Raw genomic sequence first — 17,970 nt, 5'->3', positions numbered from 1 at the left:
GTTAGTTCCTCTTCCGATGATTGACGACGGCGGCGCTCACCGCATCTGCGATTCCTGTTGGGCTCGGCGACGTCGCCGTGGCGTCGATCCGAATTCCCAGCGCGGACGCGTCCCGCTCCGTGCGCCGCCCGATGGCTATCGTCACCACCGTGTCGGGCAACGTTCCCATCATGGCATGCAGGCGGGCCGCGATGCTGGGTGAGGTGAGGACGACGGCGTCGATCCCGCCCTGCTCCAGCGCCTCGGACAATTCCTCCCGTGTGGCCGCGCCGGCAACATGGACGGAATCCTCCTCGCTTCCGCCTACCCGTCGTCCGGCGGCTGCCGGATAGTCGACCGTGAGGTAGGCGGTAACGGCATGAGCAGTCCATCCGCGCTCGGCGAGGCCGGCCCGTAGCGTGTCGACGGCGAGGTCAGATTGCGGAAGAAGCGCGCTTGCCCGCCCCGCAGGCAATTCGGCCAGAAGCCCCTCCGCGGACTGGTCCTCCGCGGGTGTCAGGTGGACCGGCACACCAACCTGGGTGAGCGCGCTCCGGGTAGCCGCTCCGACTGCCGCTACCCTGGCGGAACCGATGAGCGATGCCAGGGACAACTGCCGCGCCTCAGCCCATTGTGCGAGGACCCGCACGGTGGTAACGCTGGTGACCACGAGCCAGTCATAGGAGGGAACGGTATTCAGGAGCCGGTCCAGCTCACTCGTATCGGCCGGCAGTTCCCAGTCGACCATAGGGACCAACATGGTCTTCGCTCCCCGCTGCGCCAACTCCGCAGCCATCGCGGCACCCCGGTCAGGGCTGCGCAGCAATGCGACAGTAATCCCCGAGAGATCCCCGACCGCTGGAGCGGCGCTCATAAATCCGCGGTGAGCCCGGCAATCTCCGCCGCCCCCTGGGCAAGGAGTTCCTCGGCGAGCACGATGCCGACAGTGGCTGCGCCTTCCACCGAGAGGTCCGTCGTCGCCTGTGTGCGCCGAAGCAACCGGCTGCCGTCCGGACTGCACACCACAGCTTCGAGGGTCAGCTTCCCGCCGTCCGCCGCTGCATGGGCACCAATGGGCGCCGTGCAGCCGGCTTCAAGCCGGCGCAGGACGGCCCGCTCAGCCGTCACCGCGAGCCGGGTGGGAGCGTGATCATACTGTCGTAGTGCTTCTGCGAAGGCCGAGGAGCCTGCGTCGTTGCTGCGGCACTCAACAGCCAGCGCGCCCTGACCCGGCGCGGGCAGCATGAGCGACGGCTCAAAATACTCAGTGATGTGGTCATGGCGGCCAAGACGCTCAAGACCGGCGGCTGCCAGTACGACGGCGTCAAGGTCACCCGGCCCCCCGTCCACGAGGCCTGCCACGCGGGCCAGCCGGGTGTCGACGTTGCCCCGGATGTCGATGACCGACAGGTCAGGGCGCGCAGCCCTCAGCTGCGCGGCGCGACGGGGCGAGCCGGTTCCCACGCTGGCACCCACAGGCAGGTCCGCAAGTTTGAGGCCGTCCCGCGCACACAGGGCGTCCCGGATGTCGGCGCGTTCTGGCACTGCCGCAACCGTGAGTCCCTCGGCATCCCCGGTCGGGAGGTCCTTCAGCGAGTGCACGGCGACGTCGCAGGTGTCGTCAAGCAGCGCCTCGCGGAGCGCGGCGACGAAGACACCCGTTCCGCCGATCTGCGACAGTGAGGCACGGTTGACATCACCGGTTGTGCTCACCCGGACCAGTTCGTAGTCGAAGCCGCCCAGACGGGCAAGCGACTCAGCGACGGTCGTGGTCTGCGTCAGGGCGAGCGCACTGGCGCGCGTGCCTACCCGGACAGCCTGATTCATGCCTGCCCTGTCCCCGGGAGTCCAACGTTGGAGTCGGCACCCGCAACGGTGGGCTTCTCTCCGCGCCGGTTTGCACAGCAGTTGGGCCGGCAGACGTCGTACCAGGGACCGAGGTCAGTGGTGGCGGGGCGCTCGGAGACGGTGTTGTCAGCGGTGCGCTCACCCACGAGGTCGATGAGTCCCGAGATGAACTTCGCGTGCGTACCCGGCGTCGGGACCCGTTCTGCGACCAGGCCCAGCTCGGCGCAGGTCTCCATGGCCTCTGTGTCCAGATCCCAGACGACCTCCATGTGGTCGCTCACAAATCCGAGCGGCACAATGACTACCCCCTTGGCGCCGGCTGCTGCCAGGTCTCCGAGGGCATCGTTGATGTCCGGTTCCAGCCACGGGATGTGGGGTGCGCCGGACCGCGACTGGTACACCAGCGACCACTCGCACCCGGCCGCTTCGGGAACCCTGTCGAGCACGGCCTGCGCAGTGGCAAGGTGCTGGGCGACATACGCGCCGTCCTCGAGCGCGGGACCGCCGTCCCCGTCGCGGGGGCCGGCGGCGTCGGCGTCGGCGGTAGGAATCGAGTGCGTCGCAAACATGATGTGCACGGGCGCATCAGCGTCACCGTCCGCGGCCAGGCGTTCGCGCACGGACTTCAGCCCACTGGTGACACCCTCGACAAACGGCTCGACGAAGCCGGGGTGGTCGAAGTACTGGCGGACCTTGTCCACTTCGAGCTGGCCGGCCAAACCGGTTTCAACCAGCGCCGTACCCAGGTCTTCGCGGTACTGCCTGCAGCTGGAGTAGCAGGAGTAGGCACTCGTGGTGACGGCCAGGACGCGGCGGTGACCGGCGTCGTACGCGTCCTTCAGTGTGTCCGCGATGAACGGCGGCCAGTTCCTGTTGCCCCACAGCACCGGCAGGTCGATACCGCGCCGGGCGAGTTCTGCCTCCATGGCAGCCTTCAGATCGCGGTTCTGCTGGTTGATCGGGCTGATACCACCGAACGCGCGGTAATGGTGTGAGACTTCTTCGAGACGCTCATCCGGGATGCCCCGGCCGCGGGTCACGTTGCGCAGGAAGGGAATGACGTCGTCCTGGCCTTCGGGCCCGCCGAAGGACGCGAGCACGATCGCGTCGTACTCCTTCGGTGCCATGCGGCCGTTCTCGTCGACGCCGTCGAGCGGGTGGAACGTGGGAGTGCTCATCGGAGTACCTCTGCTACTTCCTGGGCGTTGATCCGCCGGCCTGTGTAGAACGGGACCTCTTCGCGGACATGCCGGCGCGCCTCGGTCTCCCGGAGGAAACGCATAAGGTCGACCAGGTCCACAAGTTCGGGAGCTTCGAGCGCCAAAATCCATTCCCAGTCGCCGAGCGCGAAAGAGGACACCGTATTGGAGATGACCTGGGGGTACTGGCGCCCCTTCATACCGTGGTCATACAGCATTTCGCGGCGTTCCTCGGTGGGGAGGATGTACCAGTCATACGAGCGCACGAAGGGGTAGACACACACCCACTCCTCCGGAGCGACCCCGCGGGAAAAGGCCGGCGAGTGGCTCTTGGAGAACTCTGCGTCACGGTGCACACCCATCGCCGACCATACGATTTCCGCACCGGCGAGGGTTGCCGTTCGCCGAAGCGTGCGGACGGCTGCCTGCAGATCTTCAGGTTTCGGGCCGTGAAGCCAGACCATGATGTCGGCCTCTGCCCGCATCGCGGAGACATCGTAGAAGCCACGGACGGTCACCCCGGCATCCTCAAGTTCCGACGCTGCAGACTCAAGCGCACCGCCATCATCCGGTGCGCCCGCGGACCTCTTGAAGACGGTCCAGAGCGTGTAGAACTGGGATGTCCCGGCCTCTTCGCCGCCCTGGAGAGTATCGACGGTGGAGGTGCTCTGCACGTGTTCGTAACCCGCATTCTCGCTCATGGATCCAGTCTGCTCCTGTCAACAGGCAAATGAAAATTGGTGGCTTCTACAGCTGGTAGAAGGTTATCAATCTCACAGCGTCCAGTGTTAGCGCCCAGCCTGAAGGCGCTTGGCGAGCGCGCCACCGCGCTCCCGCGCGTTATCGATCACCGCCACCAGGCCCGTTCCCGCGAGCCATGCCCCGGTAATTTCCAGTCCGCGCTCCTCAGCGGCAGCCGCCCGGATGCGCGCGACGCGGTCCCGGTGCCCCAGCGTGGCGTGCGGCAGTGCATTGTTCCAGCGGACCACATCCCAGTCGACGACGTCGGTTGGGCTGATTTCCACGCCGAGCAGCGACGAGGCGTCCTGCAGGGCAAGCTGGTAGAGATCGTTGTCGGGCAATTGCGCAGTGTCATCAACATCGGCACCGCGCCCGAAGGACAGGCGCAGGACGTGGCTCCCCGGGCCGGCGCGCTCCGCGAGCCAGGGCCACTTGGCTGTGGCGTGAGTGAGAGCCTTCGCCCGCACGCCCGGGGTATCGCGGGCTACCAGGACGCCTGTTCCGCGCGGCGCTGCATCCAGCTCCGGCACGTCCACCACCAGGCTGACAAGCGCCACCGCAGGCACCACCGCAGGCCGGTCATGCCGCAGCCGCGGCACGGCCGGAGCCAACAGATCGACGGCGGTTGGACCGTCGGTCGCGACCACCACCGCGTCGGCTTTCAGGGTTTGGGTCTGGGTGGTGACTGTCCAGCCGTCCGGAGTCCGTGCGAGCGCCTGCACCCTTTCCGAGGTACTCAGGACTGCGCCGTCGCGGTCCAGCTGCTGTGTGAGCGCGGCGGGAAGCTGATGCATCCCGCCCTCAAGACCCGCAACGGCCGTCCCTGCGGGAGCCGCCTTCCGCATGGCGCCGACCGCCGCACTGAGAGAGCCGTGCTTTCGCAACGATGCCCGCAATCCCGGAACAGCGGCGTCCACATCGAGGTCGTCCGGGTCAGCCGACAGGACGCCGCCGACGACGGGAGCGACCAGCCGCTTCAGCACCTCAGAGCCCATGCGTGCCCGCACCACTTGCCCCAAGCTGAGCTGCTCCTGGTTCAGCAGTCCGCCAAGGGGAAGAGCGCGGTCGAGGCTTGCCCGCACGCTCGCGGAACGGCCGATCAGCCTGGGCAGCTCAGGATCGCGCACATCGGCAGGGATGCCGAGCAGCCCGGACTGCGGAAGCGGAACGGCGATGGACCCGCCCTCATGTGACGGCAGGTTAAGCCACGCCCCGGAGGGATTCGGCGTGCAGATCAGGGAACCGAGCCCCAACTCGCGTGCCAGCGAAGGCACGGTGTCGGAGCGGGTGGAGAACGATTCGGCACCGGCGTCGAGCGTCAACCCGGCAAGTTCGTGACTGGTCACGTTGCCGCCGAAGGCCGCGGAGGATTCAAGCACGGTTACCCGCAGGCCCGCTGCGGTCAGCTCCCGCGCCGCGCACAGACCTGCAACGCCGCCTCCAATGACGACGACGGCGGGACCCGTGTCGACCTGCTTCCCGCGGCTCATCGGCTGGGCGGCACCGAGTGGACGAGTGAAACGACCCGCGTCAGCACTTCAGGGTCCGCTTCCGGCGGAACACCGTGACCCAGATTGACCACGTGGCCGGGAGCTGAGGAACCGGCGTCAAGCACTGCCCGCACGTGCGCTTCCAGGACCTCCCAGGGCGCCGAGAGCAGCGCCGGATCAATGTTGCCCTGGAGCGCCACTGTTCCGCCGAGCCGCTTGTTCGCCTCATCGAGCGGAAGGCGGTAGTCAACACCCACGACGTCCACGCCGACGTCCCGCATGGCTACCAGCAGTTCCGAGGTGCCCGTTCCGAAGTGAATCAGCGGCGCACCGAGGTCGCGGACATGGTCGAGCGCACGGGATGACGCCGGGGCAACATGCTGGACGTAGTCCGCCAGGCCCAGCGATCCCGCCCACGAATCGAATAGCTGGCCCGCGCTGGCACCGGCCTCAAGTTGCGCCCGGAGGAATTGACCGGAGGCGTCGGCCGCCCAGTCAGTGAGAGCCCGCCACGTGTCAGGGTCTGCGTGCATCATGGTGCGGGGGCCGAGGTGGTCGCGGGACGGCCTGCCCTCAACCATGTAGGCGGCAAGCGTGAAAGGCGCTCCGGCAAAGCCGATCAGCGGTGTACTCCCCAGTTCGGCGACGGTGCGCGCGACGGCCTCGCGAATCGGATCAAGGGCGCTGTCGGTGAGTTCAGGCAGTGCTGCGACATCCGCGGCGCTGCGAATGGGGCTTCCCAGCACCGGGCCGACGCCGGGCACGATGTCCACATCCACGCCGGCGAGTTTGAGCGGTATGACGATGTCGGAGAAGAAGATGGCGGCGTCGACGTCGTGCCGCCGGACGGGCTGGAGTGTGATTTCAGCGGCCATCACCGGGTCGAGGCATGCATCGAGCATTGCCGTGCCCTCCCGCAGCGCGCGGTACTCGGGCAGGGAACGTCCGGCCTGCCGCATGAACCAGACCGGGCGGCGGGACGGTGTGCGGCCGCGATAGGCCTGGATGAGCGGAGACTCCGACGTTGTGCCGTCCGTCAGGGGGTGTGTTGCGCTGAGGGTCATGACTCGATTCTGCCGAAGTTCGACCCGCTTGGATAACTGCACGGTTGGCTGGTGGTCGAAATCACCTTCCCTGGTGCGCATTCAGCGGCTGCCCTACTCCTCGGCTTCCGCTCAACCGCGCGGGTTTGCGGACATTGGAGGAAGGTTGGAACTTAGGCTTGCCTATTAGGGTTCGGGTGTCCGGTTTGGCTATGCTGAAGGGGCTGTGAACTACTTTTCCCTGGTTGCGACCCACTCGGATATCGACCTGGAGACCGTGGCCCGACTCAGCGTCGGAGCGTCCCAGGTCGCTTCGTCAGCGCTTCAGGACAGCCCGGCACTCAACGGAGCTGTAGCGCTGGCAACCTGCAACCGGTTCGAGATCTACGGCGAAGCCACCTCGGAAGCAGACATCGAGGCCGCCCGCTCCTCCATCATCACAGCAATTAGCAACCAGTCGGGGCTGCCCAAGAGCAAAGTGTCGGGATCCTTCACCACACTGACCGGACCGGACGTGCCGCGCCACCTCTTCAGCGTGAGCGCAGGGCTGGATTCCGCCGTCGTCGGTGAGCGGGAGATCGCGGGCCAGGTGCGCCGTGCACTCATTGAATCCCAGGGTGTCGGAACCGCCAGCGGCGGTCTCGTGCGACTCTTCCAGGCAGCCTCCCGTACCGCGCGTGACGTCGGCGCCCAGACCGCCCTCGGTGCGCGTGGCCGTTCAATTGTCTCGGTCGCACTTGATCTTGCCGCTGACCTCTCGAGCACCCGTGACCTCCGGGAGAAGGCCGTTGTTGTCTTCGGCACCGGTGCGTATGCAGGTGCCACCATGGCCCTGCTTCGCGAGCGAGGCTGCGCCGATATTTCGGTCTACTCACCGTCGGGACGTGCCCAGAGCTTTGTCGCCACCCGTGGTGGAACGGCGCTCACGGACGAGACACTGCACGCAGCGCTCATCCAGGCTGACATCGTCATCGGCTGCAGCGGCAGTGAGCGGCGCGTCGGTGCCGATGACATCCGTCAGCTCAGGGAAGGCGTGGAGCGCACCCTGGTGATCGTAGACCTCGCCCTGAGCCACGACTTCGACCCTGAAGTCGCCTCCGTGGAGAACGTGGAACTCATCACCCTGGAATCCGTTCGTCTCGCCGCACCCGACGAGCAGGCGGAATCACTGCGCCAGGCCAGTGAACTGGTATCCAACGCGGCGAATTCCTTCCAGGAACAGGTGAACTCCCGCTCCATGGACGCTGCGATCGTCGCACTGCGCAAGCACACGCAGCAGGTCCTCGATGCCGAGATGGCTCGCGTCCGCGCCCAGCATGGGTGCACCGCGGCCGCGGAGGAAGTCGAGTTTGCCCTCCGGCGGATGGTTCGTCAGCTGCTCCACGTCCCGACGGTTCGTGCGCGGCAGCTCGCAGCTGAAGGCCGACAGGAAGATTACACCGCGGCTCTCGAGGCGCTGTACGGAATCGAACCCGAGTTCCCGTCCGCAGCTCCACCCCAGCAGTCCTGCCCGGTTCATGAGGTCAACGAAGCGCGCACAGAGACCGCTTAGCGCCTCCCGCCACCAAACCCGCTCAATGGATCCGGCTCAGTAGACCGGCTTCTCCGGTTCGACGTCGCGGACCCACTGCAATATCCCGCCGTCCACGTTATAGACCTCCCGCGCGCCCTGCTCGCGCAGGTACCGGACGACGTTGGCGGAGCGGCTGCCGGCCTTGCAGTGAACGTAGATCTCCCGGGAGGGGTCAAGTTCGGTTTCCCCGGTGAGGATCCGGTTCTGCGGAACCAGGGTGGCTCCTTCAATCCGGACGATCTCGTACTCGCCCGGCTCCCGCACATCGACCAGGTCGAAGTCACGTGCGCCCGCGGCACGCTCCCGCAGCAGTTCCTCCAGGCGGGTGGCGGTGACGGAGGGAAGTTCATCCGAGGCTTCGTCGACGGCCGGCACGAGGCCGCAGAATGCTTCGTAGTCGGAGAGCTCGGTGATGGGTACGGCTGAGGGGTCCCGCCGCACCCGCAATTCCCGCCATGTCATATCGAGCGCGTTGAGGATCAGGACGCGCCCCAGAAGGGTTGAGCCGATGCCGGTGATCAGCTTGATCGCCTCATTAACCATCACCGAACCGATCTGGGCGCACAGCACTCCGAGCACCCCGCCCTCCGCGCAGGACGGAACAGCGCCGGGCGGTGGCGCTTCGGGGTACAGGTCGCGGTAGCTGGGTCCGCCGACGGAGGGCTTGGGCCAGAAGACGCTCACCTGGCCGTCGAAGCGAAGGATGGACCCCCAGACATACGGCTTGCCGAGAATTTCGGCCGCGTCGCTCACCAGGTACCGAGTAGCGAAGTTGTCCGTGCCGTCAAGGACAAGGTCATACCCGGCGAACAGATCCAGGACATTGCTCGTGTCGAGCCGGACCTCGTGTCGGATCACCTTCACGTGCGGGTTGAGATCCGTGATGCTCTGTTCCGCCGAGCTCGCCTTGCTCTGCCCTACGTTGCTCATTCCATGGATCACCTGCCGCTGCAGGTTGGAGACGTCGACGACGTCGTCATCCACGATGCCCAGCGTTCCCACGCCGGCCGCGGCCAGATACAGGAGCGCCGGCGAGCCGAGGCCGCCGGCACCGATGACGAGCACACGGGCGTTCTTCAGCCGCTTCTGGGCCTCCAGGCCGAATTCCGGAAGAATGAGGTGGCGGGAATACCGCTCCATCTCTTCCCTGCTGAGCTCGGCGTGGGGCTCCACCAGTGGGCCGGGGGCAGGAGTCAAAGAACTCATGCTTCAATGTATGCCCACCAGCGCGGTACCGCGCAAAATACGAAAACAACACACCGGCAGCGCAATCTCCCGACATCGTGCCCGCCGACGCCCGGATGCGCGGGTAGACTGGGAAACCCCGCTGTACCGGCGGGTGAATTGGAACGTACAACCGAAAGCCCAGACACGTGAGCTCAGAGGCACCGGCGAGCGGAAAGGCCACTCGGCTTCCGCGAGACGAGCGGCGACGACAGTTACTGAATGCCGCCCATGAGGTGTTCGTTGCCAACGGGTACCACGGCGCGGCGATGGACGAAATCGCCGAAGTGGCGCATGTCAGCAAGCCGGTGCTGTATCAGCACTTCCCCGGTAAGAGAGAGCTGTACCTCGCGCTGCTTGAGAGCCATCTGGCCTCGCTGACCGAACTGTTAGTCGACGCCCTGAAGTCGACGTCCGACAATAAGCTGCGCGTGCACGCAACCATGCGTGCATATTTCCAGTTCATCGCCCAGGACAGCCAGGCCCACCGGATCGTCTTCGAGTCGGACCTGAATAACGACCCTGACGTCAGCCGCCGGCTTGAGGCGTTCAACGCACACTTCGCGGACCAGATCGCGGGTGTGATCTCCGGAGACACCCGGCTCTCGCATCTTGAGGCAACCCTGTTGGGACGGGCGATGGCGGGCATGGCGCAGGTCAGCGCCCGGTACTGGCTCGAGACGGACGGCAGCCTGGATATCGATGCCGCCAGCGAGCTGATCTACCGTTTAGCTTGGCGCGGAATTAGTCGATTCCCCAAGGAAATCTGAGTTACATTTCCCTTAAGTTTGGTAGCGCTGATCGAGAGCGCAAACAAGTCCCCTGCTCGTAAACGAAAGGCCTTAGCTGTGGAGATCAAAATCGGCGTTCAGAACGTCAACCGTGAAATTGTCCTTGAGTCGAACCAGACGGCGGGCGAGGTGGCGGAGGTCGTAAGCAAGGCAATGAACGGCGGTGCTGAGCTGCGGCTTACGGATGCCAAGGGACGGCAGGTCATTGTTCCTTCCGGCGTTCTCGGCTACGTGGAAATTGGTGAGAGCGAGTCGCGTCGCATCGGATTCGGCGCTCTCTGACCGAGCAGGTGTTTCCCTATGGTCTCGCTGGTAGTCGTCACCGGCTTCGCGATCACCATTGGGTTCTTCGTCTGGCTCGCGGACCGGCGGCATCACCTGTACGGGGTCCTTCTGCTTCCTGGCATCAGTCTCTGCTCCGCCCTGGTCATCTGGATCATCCTGCAGTTTGCAGGCATTGGCTTTGATCCGGACCTGTTCTGGCTTGCGTGGCTCCTGCCGCCGGTTGCCGCCGCCGCTATTACGGTGGCGGCAGCCTGGTGGTTCGGCCGTCACCGTGAGAAGTCTGATGCCGACGCGATGACCTCGATCCTGAAACGGCGCTGACCGGTCCCGGTCTGGGCTGCCGGACCTGTTGGTCCGCCGCCCTGGAGGTCCTGCCCGCGCTTAGAGGTCCGCCCGGCCTTCGAACGATGACGATGCGAGCGCATGCTCCCGCCTCGGAATCCTTCCGGCCTGCGAAGCGAGGCGTCCGGCGATGACAGCGTGCCGGAACGCGGTGGCCATAGCGACCGGATCCTGCGCGCGGGTGACCGCCGTGGCAAGGAGGACGGCGTCGCATCCCAGCTCCATCGCGAGTGTCGCATCAGAGGCTGTCCCGATCCCTGCGTCCAGCACGATGGGAACGCCAGCCCTCGCAACAATGAGCTCAATGTTGTGCGGATTGAGGATGCCCAGTCCGGTGCCGATAGGAGCACCCAGCGGCATGACAACTGCCGCACCCAGTTGCTCGAGCCTGAGGGCCAGCACCGGGTCGTCGTTGGTATAGGCGAACACGGTGAATCCGCGGGCCACGAGTGCCTCGGTTGCCTCCACCAGTTCGACGGCGTCGGGAAGCAGCGTCTGCTCATCGGCAATGACCTCGAGCTTGACCCAGTTGGTCTCGAGCGCCTCACGGCCCAGCTCAGCAGTCAGGACGGCTTCGCGTGCCGTGAAGCATCCGGCGGTATTGGGCAGGACCCGCATGCCCTGCGAGTTCAGGAGCTGAAAGAGTGATGCTCCGGTCTGGGGGGTGTAGCGCCGCATTGCGACGGTGGTCAGTTCAGTTCCCGAGGCGGACAGCGCCTCCCCCAGTCCCTCGATGCTGGGGGCTCCCCCGGTTCCCATGATCAGCCGGGATGTCAGCGCGACATCATCGATCATCAATGGGTCGGCGTTCAAGGTAGTGCTCGATTGCATGTCATCCTCCCTGTACAGCGGTGACGAGTTCGATGTCGTCACCGTCGGTCAATGCGCGCCCAGCCCATTGGCTGCGTGGCACCACTGCCGCGTTGACTGCGACGGCCACTCCAAGTCGGGACCCGTCCAGCGGTTGTCCCGTCGGAGCCAGTTCCCTTCCGGTGAGCTCGGCGACCAGGTGCAGCAGGTCCGCGGCGGCGGTGGCTGACTGCGCACCGTTCACGGTGATGGTTGTTTGGTGCATGCTTGTCCTTCTTCGAATCGGTTGGGCCTGTAGCGGTCAAGGCCCGGTGGGGAGGGCTTGCCCTCCAGTAAGTCCACGCAAATGCCGGCCGCTGCCGGAGTCAGGAGCACGCCGTGGCGGAAGAATCCGGTGGCAATGACCAGCCCTTCAGTGCCGGCAACCTCACCGAGCAGGGGCGCGTTGTCGGGCGTACCCGGCCGCGCGCGGCACAGGATCTCCTCCAGCTCCAGCTCCGCAACGGCAGGAATGAGCTGCTGCGCGTCGCGCAACAGCTGATACACGCCTCCCGCGGACACCGCACTGCTGCCGTCCTCACGCATTGTTGCGCCAAGAACCACGGTTCCGTCCTCGCGCGGCACTATATAGACCGCATGACCGCGCACCAGCCCACGGACGGTATGCGTGAGCAGCGGCTGGAGCGCAACGGGAACCCGCAAGCGAAGGATGTCACCGTAGACTGGCCGTAGTGGAAGCTCACACGGCATTCCCGCAAGGTCCGCTGCGGCCAGGCCGTTCGCAACGATCGTGTGGCGTGCTTCCAGGAAGCGCCCGCCGTCGAGGGCCACGCCGGTTACGCGGCCGCCCACGTGCTCGATACCGGAAACCCGTTCCGATAGGAGTTGCCCGCGCGCTGACACTGCGGCCAGCAAGGACGCGGTCAGCTTCCGGGGATCCACCTGATGGTCTTCGGGCGCACGGAACGCCGCGGTCGCTGCCGGTCCAATCATCGGCTCCGACCGGCGCGCTTCCCGCAGGGAAACCTGTTCGACCGACAGGGAATGGTGGGTTTGAACCGCCTGCAGATCGGCCAGCGCCCGGCGGTCAGCGCCGTCGAACGCCAGCACCATGGTGCCTGTCTTGCGGTAACCGGGATCGATGCCCGTCCAGGCCAGGGATGCGAGAAATTCGGGGTACCGGGATGCCGAGTTGAGTGTGAGCTGGAGCAGGTGCTCCTCGCGGTAGTGCAGCTCACTGGCCGGGGCGATCATGCCCGCTGCCGCGTGGGTGGCTCCAGCTGCGGGCTCGGGGTCCACCACAGTGACCGTGTGGCCCCTGCGAATCGCTTCCCAGGCAATTCCGAGCCCGACAATCCCTCCGCCGACGACGGCGACATCCACGTCAGTTCCCATCAGGAGTCCTTCCCTACGCCGGCATGACCCGGATCAGGTTTGTTGTTCTCACAACGCGGTCGGCGCCGAACGCCCTCTCAGCCGATGGACTGCCCGGTGGACTCCCGGACGCGGAACGGCTCCCGCAGTACCCCCTTATTGTAGTGGGTATGCATCTCAGTACCGCCCGCCTTTACCTGTGCACGGATTCGCGTCAGCAACAGCAGGACTTCGGTGATTTCGTCGACGCCGCCTTTGCCGGTGGCGTCGACATCATCCAGTTGAGGGACAAGTCCCTGGAAGCCGCGCAGGAACTCGAACTGCTTCAGGTGCTGCGAGCTTCTGCCGTTTCACACGGCAAGTTATGGTCCGTCAACGACCGCGCGGACATCGCCGCCATCAGCGGCGCACCCGTGCTGCACGTGGGGCAGCGGGATCTCCCACCGGCGCTCGCGCGGCCCTTCCTCCAGACCGGCGGTGTTCTTGGCCTGTCGACACACTCACCTGAGCAGGTGGCGAACGCTGCCTCGAATGACGACGTCGGGTACTTCTGTACCGGTCCGATCTGGGCTACACCCACCAAACCGGGGAGGGCTGCAGTCGGGCTGGAGCTCGTCCGGGAGGCAGCCCGACTGGAAGCAGCCCAGGCGCAGAAGGGCCAGGCGTTGAAGCCGTGGTTCGCCATCGGCGGCATTGACCTGCAGAACGTGGACGAGGTGGTCGGTGCCGGGGCGGGGCGCGTCGTCGTCGTCCGCGCGATCACCGAAGCCGACGATCCGCAGGAAGCAGCAGCGAAGATCCGGGCGAAGCTCCCCGACTAGCGGCAGAGCGGCGGGCGGAGGCCGTCAGGCCGTCAGGCCGTCAGTCCCAGCGAACTCATCCGGCGCGAATGGTTTCGGGTGAGCTGCGCGAACAGCTGGGCCGTCTCGCGTTCCTGGTCAGCTGCCGGGCCCTCGAACAGCAGACCGCCGAGGAACTCACGTTCAATACCGACGCGCTGCGCCTGGGTGAGCGCCTCCCCCACCAGCCGGCGGCCCCACAGGGCGAGCCGGGAAGCCAGCCGCGGGTCGTCGGAAAGCGCGGATTTCAACCGCGACTGGAGCAGCCCGCCCTGCTCGGCAGTCGACTGGATGCGCGCGATGATGTTGCGGGTGTCCTCGTCGAGGTGCTCGGCGAGCGCAGTGTAGAAGTCTCCGGAGATCGCGTCGATGACGTAGGCCTTCATCAGGGACTCATACCAGTCGGCCGGACGGGTTCGTTCGTGGAAGGAGTCGATCGACGCCTGGAACGGGCTCATCGCATCTTCAACATCTACCCCGAGCTCGGCAAGGTGTGCGCTGACCATCTCGAAGTGCTCGAATTCCGTCACCGCCAGGCGCCCGAGCGTGGCCCGGTCCAGCAGCGTCGGCGAGAACCGAGCATCCGACGACAGACGCTCGAACGCGGAAAGCTCACCGTAGGCCATGACGCCGAACAGGTCGACGACGAATGTGTTCAGCGGGCCCGTGCCGGGAACAGGTCCGTTCGCCGGGGATGCTGGCGAATGGGTCGCCGGGGTTTGCGGGTGCAAGGCAGTCATGGGACAAGGTTACCCGCGTGCAGTTCGCGGAGGCGGTTCGTCACAGCTGTGTATTACGGTTGGCATTGTGCCGTATTCGCATCTGGATCTGAGCAACCGGGACTCCCAGGTCCAGCTCACTGCTGCGCTGGAGAGTCTGCGCCAGGAGCTGGAGCTGCGTGCCGAGTTCCCACCGGAGGTGCTGGCCGAGGCACATTCAGCGGTTCAAGCCCACATCCGGCCGGAGCGCGATCTCACCGGCCTTGGCTTCATCACCGTCGATCCTCCCGGATCGACGGATCTGGACCAGGCTTTCCACCTGGAGCGCGCAGGGTCCGGCTACCTGGTCTGGTACGCGATCGCCGATGTGCCCGCTTTCGTGACGCCGGGTGGCGCGATCGACGCCGAAGCCCGGTTGCGGGGCCAGACCATGTACGCGCCGGACGGCCGGATCTCCCTCCACCCTGAAGTGATCGCTGAAGACGCAGCCAGCCTGTTGCCCGGTCGGGAACGGTCGGCTTTCGTCTGGACATTCGAACTGGACGAGGACGCGCAGGTTGAATCCGTCGTCGTCGAACGGGCAGTGGTGAAGAGCCGCGCGCAGCTCACCTATGAGCAGGTGCAGGAGGACATCGACTCCGGCGGTGCAGCCGAGAACCTGACACTGTTGAAGGAGATCGGCACCAAGCGCATCGCGCTGGAGAAGGAGCGCGGCGGGGCGAGCCTCAACCTGCCGGAGCAGGAGATAGCGCACGACGGCGAGCGCTACTTCATCGTGACCCGGCCGCCTCTCGCGGCCGAAGACTGGAACGCCCAGCTGTCGCTGATGACCGGTATGGCAGCCGCGGAAATTATGCTGGAGGGCGGTGTCGGGATCCTCCGGACCATGCCGCCTCCCGATGAAACCTCGCTCGCCAGATTCCGCCACCAGGCCCGGGCACTCGGACGTTCGTGGCCGCATGATGTCCCGTACGGTGAGTTCCTGCGCAGCCTGGACACCACGGATCCCCGCCAGCTTTCCCTCATGCACGCGGCGGCGTCGCTGTTCCGTGGGGCCGGCTACACCGCATTCGACGGTGTTGTGCCGGATGCCGTGGAACAGGCCGCTATTGCGGCTCCGTACGCGCATGCCACCGCACCGCTGAGGCGCCTGGTCGACAGGTTCGTCCTGGTCATCTGTGAAGCATTGTGTGCAGGCAAGGAGGCTCCCGCATGGGTTCGCGCTGCGCTTCCCGATCTGAACTCGCTCATGTCCTCGTCCAACCAGCTTGCATCCCGGCTGGAGAGTGGCGCAATCGCCGCTGTGGAGGCTGCGCTGCTGAGCAACCGGGTCGGCGAGGAGTTTGACGCCGTCGTTATCACAGGGTCCAAGCCTACTCCCGACGAATCCGTGAGCACCTCCCCGTCCGGGTCTGTCGGCCCGTCAGGCGCCGCCGGCCCTATCCTCGCCGCCAGCCCTCAGGCGCCCCTCAGCCCCGCTGAGCCTTCCGGTCCGGCTGGGCAGCCGGCTCCCGTGGCAGCCACCGGTGGCGGGAACGGCGGGAACGGCCGCAACGGGAACGGCCGCAATGGGAATGGCCGCAATGGGAACGGCGTCCCGCACGGGGTCATCCAGGTCGCCGACCCGGCCGTAGAAGCACGGTGTGACGGCATCATGACCGCCGGCGATGAGGTCCGCGTCCGGCTGGTGACGGCGGACATCGCCCGGCGGGAGCTGCGCTTCGAACTGATCAAAAGCAAGCGGCAAGCGGCGTCGTCGTCGTCGTCGGAAAGTGAAAGCGCGGCAGGGTAGACTTGGGGGTGTAGTAATGGATGCCCGGTCGTTCTTATAGAACTTTTGTCGTTCTTATTGAACTTATGTTCCAGTTCTCCGAACGTGGTGGCCGCGGTTCAATGAACACGCAGCTTCCAACAATCGACCCGCAATACCTACGCGATCTTGAGTTTTTCCAGCTCGGAGCGGAACGTTCCGCTCCCGAGCCGCAGTTGATAGCCCGCGATCGGCTTCCACTGGACGCACTGCTTCGTCCTGCTCCGAGCGGACCTCCCGGTCCGGCGTTGAGCCCGGCGGCGGCAGTGCCTAATCGAAACGGTAGTAAGAGTGACCATAGACAACCACCACCTCCATGCGGACAACAGTGATGATGAGATCTTCGTAGAAGAAACCCTTGTCACCACCAAAGAACCGCACCAGGAAGCACCGGAAACCTTCGCTGACTTCAACGTCCGCGCCGACATCGTCGAGTCCCTCGCGGACGCGGGAATCGTGCATCCTTTCCCCATTCAGGCCATGACCCTCTCCATCGCCCTGGGCGGCCACGACATCATCGGCCAGGCGAAGACAGGAACTGGCAAGACGCTCGGCTTCGGCGTGCCCGCGCTGCAGCGCGTCGTCGGACCGTCGGATGAAGGCTACGACAAGCTCCCGGCGCCGGGTGCTCCGCAGGCACTCGTCGTCGTTCCGACGCGTGAACTCGCCGTCCAGGTTGCGGCTGACCTGACGAAAGCCTCGAAGAAGCGTAATGCGCGCATTGTCACGATCTACGGCGGCCGTGCCTACGAACCGCAGATCGAGGCGCTCAAACGTGGTACCGAAGTCGTCGTCGGCACGCCGGGCCGCCTGATTGACCTCTACCGCCAGAAGATCCTGTCGCTGAAGAACGTCCGCATCGTGGTGCTGGACGAGGCCGACGAGATGCTTGACCTCGGGTTCCTGCCCGATGTCGAGACCCTCATGGCCGCAACTCCCTCGGTTCGCCAGACGCTCCTGTTCTCGGCCACCATGCCTGGTCCCGTTGTGGCCATGGCCCGCCGCTACATGTCCCACCCGACCCACATCCGCGCAGCGGACCCCGAGGACGACGGCGCCACCAAGAAGGACATCCGCCAGGTCATCTACCGCGCACACAACCTGGACAAGGACGAAGTGGTCGCGCGGATCCTCCAGTCCCGCGGACGCGGACGCACCATCATCTTCACCAAGACCAAGCGCACGGCCGCCAAGCTGTCGGAAGAGCTGATCGACCGCGGTTTCGCCGCCGGTGCCATCCACGGTGACCTCGGGCAGGGAGCACGCGAGCAGGCACTCCGGGCTTTCCGCGGTGACAAGATCGACGTTCTGGTGGCAACCGAGGTTGCGGCCCGCGGAATCGACGTCGAAGACATCACCCATGTCATCAACTTCCAGTGCCCCGAGGATGAGAAGGCGTACCTGCACCGCGTGGGCCGTACCGGCCGGGCGGGCAAGAAGGGTACCGCCGTCACGTTCGTGGACTGGGACGATGTCCCCCGCTGGGGCCTGATCAACAAGGCACTCGGCCTCGAGCAGGCGGAACCGGTGGAAACCTACTCGTCCTCGCCGCACCTCTACACAGACCTCGACATCCCTGAAGGTACCAAGGGCCGGTTACCCCGCGCCCAGCGTACCCTCGCAGGAATCGGCGCCGAGAAGATCGAGGACCTAGGCGAAACCGGCAAGAAGAACCGCACCGCTGACCGCACCCGTTCAGGCGGGGGCGGCGGCCGGCAGGGCTCCGAGGGGAAGTCGGGCGGCCGTCGTCGTACCGGTGGATCCGCCTCGTCCGGTGAGGATCGCGGCGCTGCGGACAGCGGCGTCAAGCGCATCGAGCGGGCTGAACCGGCCAGGCGCAACCGGTCACGTACCCGTCGCCGTAACGGCGAAGTGGTCTCCAAGCCCGCCGCAGACAACTAGC

18 protein-coding genes are annotated in these 17,970 nt (G+C 65.8%); 7 read left to right on the top strand and 11 right to left on the bottom strand.

Annotated features, from left to right (window positions below; translation table 11 throughout):
* Position 1: 1 nt before the first annotated feature.
* The 6 genes from AC5RTB_RS06895 to hemE all read right to left on the bottom strand — a co-directional run bounded on the left by AC5RTB_RS06895 (position 2) and on the right by hemE (position 6,321).
* Positions 2-853 carry a uroporphyrinogen-III synthase gene (locus AC5RTB_RS06895; protein WP_494060313.1) on the bottom strand — a complete coding sequence of 284 codons (852 nt, stop codon included), beginning with the start codon at positions 851-853 and terminating at the stop codon, positions 2-4.
* Positions 850-1,806, bottom strand: a complete 957-nt coding sequence (gene hemC / locus AC5RTB_RS06890) for a hydroxymethylbilane synthase (RefSeq protein ID WP_494060312.1) — start codon at positions 1,804-1,806, stop codon at positions 850-852. Before hemC ends, AC5RTB_RS06895 begins: the two co-directional genes overlap by 4 nt.
* Complete coding sequence (locus AC5RTB_RS06885; protein ID WP_494060311.1) at positions 1,803-3,005, bottom strand: ferrochelatase; 1,203 nt, start codon at positions 3,003-3,005, stop codon at positions 1,803-1,805. The genes hemC and AC5RTB_RS06885 overlap by 4 nt, the downstream gene beginning before the upstream one ends.
* Positions 3,002-3,727 carry a hydrogen peroxide-dependent heme synthase gene (gene hemQ, locus AC5RTB_RS06880; protein ID WP_494060310.1) on the bottom strand — a complete coding sequence of 242 codons (726 nt, stop codon included), beginning with the start codon at positions 3,725-3,727 and terminating at the stop codon, positions 3,002-3,004. The genes AC5RTB_RS06885 and hemQ overlap by 4 nt, the downstream gene beginning before the upstream one ends.
* A gap of 87 nt (positions 3,728-3,814) precedes the next feature.
* Positions 3,815-5,257, bottom strand: coding sequence for a protoporphyrinogen oxidase (gene hemG / locus AC5RTB_RS06875; RefSeq protein ID WP_494060309.1), 1,443 nt, complete (start codon positions 5,255-5,257; stop codon positions 3,815-3,817).
* Entirely contained in the window at positions 5,254-6,321 is a 1,068-nt protein-coding gene (gene hemE / locus AC5RTB_RS06870) for a uroporphyrinogen decarboxylase (protein WP_494060308.1), read from the bottom strand. The genes hemG and hemE overlap by 4 nt, the downstream gene beginning before the upstream one ends.
* A gap of 205 nt (positions 6,322-6,526) precedes the next feature.
* Between hemE and AC5RTB_RS06865 the strand changes: the two genes are divergently transcribed.
* Positions 6,527-7,852, top strand: coding sequence for a glutamyl-tRNA reductase (locus tag AC5RTB_RS06865; protein ID WP_494060307.1), 1,326 nt, complete (start codon positions 6,527-6,529; stop codon positions 7,850-7,852).
* 36 nt (positions 7,853-7,888) lie between these two features.
* Here AC5RTB_RS06865 and moeB read toward each other — a convergent pair whose 3' ends face one another.
* The gene (moeB, locus tag AC5RTB_RS06860) at positions 7,889-9,079 is read right to left on the bottom strand and encodes a molybdopterin-synthase adenylyltransferase MoeB (protein ID WP_494060306.1); all 1,191 of its coding nucleotides are present in this window, start codon (positions 9,077-9,079) and stop codon (positions 7,889-7,891) included.
* Between the two features lie 167 nt (positions 9,080-9,246).
* Between moeB and AC5RTB_RS06855 the strand changes: the two genes are divergently transcribed.
* The 3 genes from AC5RTB_RS06855 (at position 9,247) to AC5RTB_RS06845 (ending at position 10,494) form a co-directional block, all read left to right on the top strand.
* Positions 9,247-9,867 carry a TetR/AcrR family transcriptional regulator gene (locus AC5RTB_RS06855; protein ID WP_494060305.1) on the top strand — a complete coding sequence of 207 codons (621 nt, stop codon included), beginning with the start codon at positions 9,247-9,249 and terminating at the stop codon, positions 9,865-9,867.
* A gap of 78 nt (positions 9,868-9,945) precedes the next feature.
* Entirely contained in the window at positions 9,946-10,170 is a 225-nt protein-coding gene (locus tag AC5RTB_RS06850) for a DUF3107 domain-containing protein (RefSeq protein WP_494060304.1), read from the top strand.
* An 18-nt stretch (positions 10,171-10,188) separates the two neighbouring features.
* Positions 10,189-10,494 carry a hypothetical protein gene (locus AC5RTB_RS06845; protein WP_494060303.1) on the top strand — a complete coding sequence of 102 codons (306 nt, stop codon included), beginning with the start codon at positions 10,189-10,191 and terminating at the stop codon, positions 10,492-10,494.
* 60 nt (positions 10,495-10,554) lie between these two features.
* Here the strand turns inward: AC5RTB_RS06845 and AC5RTB_RS06840 are convergent, their stop codons facing one another.
* Genes AC5RTB_RS06840 through thiO form a run of 3 tightly spaced genes read right to left on the bottom strand, consistent with a single transcriptional unit; the run spans position 10,555 to position 12,720 of the window.
* Positions 10,555-11,346, bottom strand: coding sequence for a thiazole synthase (locus AC5RTB_RS06840; RefSeq protein WP_494060302.1), 792 nt, complete (start codon positions 11,344-11,346; stop codon positions 10,555-10,557).
* Position 11,347: 1 nt separating this feature from the next.
* Entirely contained in the window at positions 11,348-11,590 is a 243-nt protein-coding gene (gene thiS, locus AC5RTB_RS06835; RefSeq protein WP_494060301.1) for a sulfur carrier protein ThiS, read from the bottom strand.
* Positions 11,566-12,720 carry a glycine oxidase ThiO gene (thiO, locus tag AC5RTB_RS06830; RefSeq protein WP_494060300.1) on the bottom strand — a complete coding sequence of 385 codons (1,155 nt, stop codon included), beginning with the start codon at positions 12,718-12,720 and terminating at the stop codon, positions 11,566-11,568. Before thiO ends, thiS begins: the two co-directional genes overlap by 25 nt.
* Before the next feature lie 149 nt (positions 12,721-12,869).
* On the opposite strand from thiO, the gene thiE reads away from it, so the two are divergent.
* Positions 12,870-13,520 (top strand): thiamine phosphate synthase, encoded by a 651-nt coding sequence (gene thiE / locus AC5RTB_RS06825; protein WP_494060299.1) that lies wholly within the window; start codon positions 12,870-12,872, stop codon positions 13,518-13,520.
* Between the two features lie 32 nt (positions 13,521-13,552).
* On the opposite strand, the gene AC5RTB_RS06820 is transcribed toward thiE, so the two are convergent.
* Entirely contained in the window at positions 13,553-14,164 is a 612-nt protein-coding gene (locus tag AC5RTB_RS06820) for a ferritin-like fold-containing protein (protein WP_494060415.1), read from the bottom strand.
* A 181-nt stretch (positions 14,165-14,345) separates the two neighbouring features.
* Between AC5RTB_RS06820 and AC5RTB_RS06815 the strand changes: the two genes are divergently transcribed.
* Together AC5RTB_RS06815 and AC5RTB_RS06810 are read left to right on the top strand one after the other, a co-directional pair.
* Positions 14,346-16,049 carry an RNB domain-containing ribonuclease gene (locus AC5RTB_RS06815; protein ID WP_494060298.1) on the top strand — a complete coding sequence of 568 codons (1,704 nt, stop codon included), beginning with the start codon at positions 14,346-14,348 and terminating at the stop codon, positions 16,047-16,049.
* Positions 16,050-16,358: 309 nt separating this feature from the next.
* Entirely contained in the window at positions 16,359-17,969 is a 1,611-nt protein-coding gene (locus tag AC5RTB_RS06810) for a DEAD/DEAH box helicase (RefSeq protein ID WP_494060297.1), read from the top strand.
* Position 17,970: the final 1 nt, after the last annotated feature.

The organism is Arthrobacter sp. M71 S08 (assembly GCF_059089725.1).
This window is presented reverse-complemented; position numbering and strand designations above follow the sequence as displayed.

What these genes read in the sequence shown, in the direction of transcription:
- AC5RTB_RS06885 (WP_494060311.1), bottom strand. Translation starts at nt 3,005, where the DNA reads ATGAGCACTCCCACGTTCCACCCGCTCGACGGCGTCGACGAGAACGGC.
- hemQ (WP_494060310.1), bottom strand. Translation starts at nt 3,727, where the DNA reads ATGAGCGAGAATGCGGGTTACGAACACGTGCAGAGCACCTCCACCGTC.
- thiE (WP_494060299.1), top strand. Translation starts at nt 12,870, where the DNA reads ATGCATCTCAGTACCGCCCGCCTTTACCTGTGCACGGATTCGCGTCAG.
- moeB (WP_494060306.1), bottom strand. Translation starts at nt 9,079, where the DNA reads ATGAGTTCTTTGACTCCTGCCCCCGGCCCACTGGTGGAGCCCCACGCC.
- hemE (WP_494060308.1), bottom strand. Translation starts at nt 6,321, where the DNA reads ATGACCCTCAGCGCAACACACCCCCTGACGGACGGCACAACGTCGGAG.
- thiO (WP_494060300.1), bottom strand. Translation starts at nt 12,720, where the DNA reads ATGGGAACTGACGTGGATGTCGCCGTCGTCGGCGGAGGGATTGTCGGG.
- hemC (WP_494060312.1), bottom strand. Translation starts at nt 1,806, where the DNA reads ATGAATCAGGCTGTCCGGGTAGGCACGCGCGCCAGTGCGCTCGCCCTG.
- hemG (WP_494060309.1), bottom strand. Translation starts at nt 5,257, where the DNA reads ATGAGCCGCGGGAAGCAGGTCGACACGGGTCCCGCCGTCGTCGTCATT.
- thiS (WP_494060301.1), bottom strand. Translation starts at nt 11,590, where the DNA reads ATGCACCAAACAACCATCACCGTGAACGGTGCGCAGTCAGCCACCGCC.
- AC5RTB_RS06820 (WP_494060415.1), bottom strand. Translation starts at nt 14,164, where the DNA reads ATGGCCTACGGTGAGCTTTCCGCGTTCGAGCGTCTGTCGTCGGATGCT.
- AC5RTB_RS06845 (WP_494060303.1), top strand. Translation starts at nt 10,189, where the DNA reads ATGGTCTCGCTGGTAGTCGTCACCGGCTTCGCGATCACCATTGGGTTC.
- AC5RTB_RS06895 (WP_494060313.1), bottom strand. Translation starts at nt 853, where the DNA reads ATGAGCGCCGCTCCAGCGGTCGGGGATCTCTCGGGGATTACTGTCGCA.
- AC5RTB_RS06840 (WP_494060302.1), bottom strand. Translation starts at nt 11,346, where the DNA reads ATGCAATCGAGCACTACCTTGAACGCCGACCCATTGATGATCGATGAT.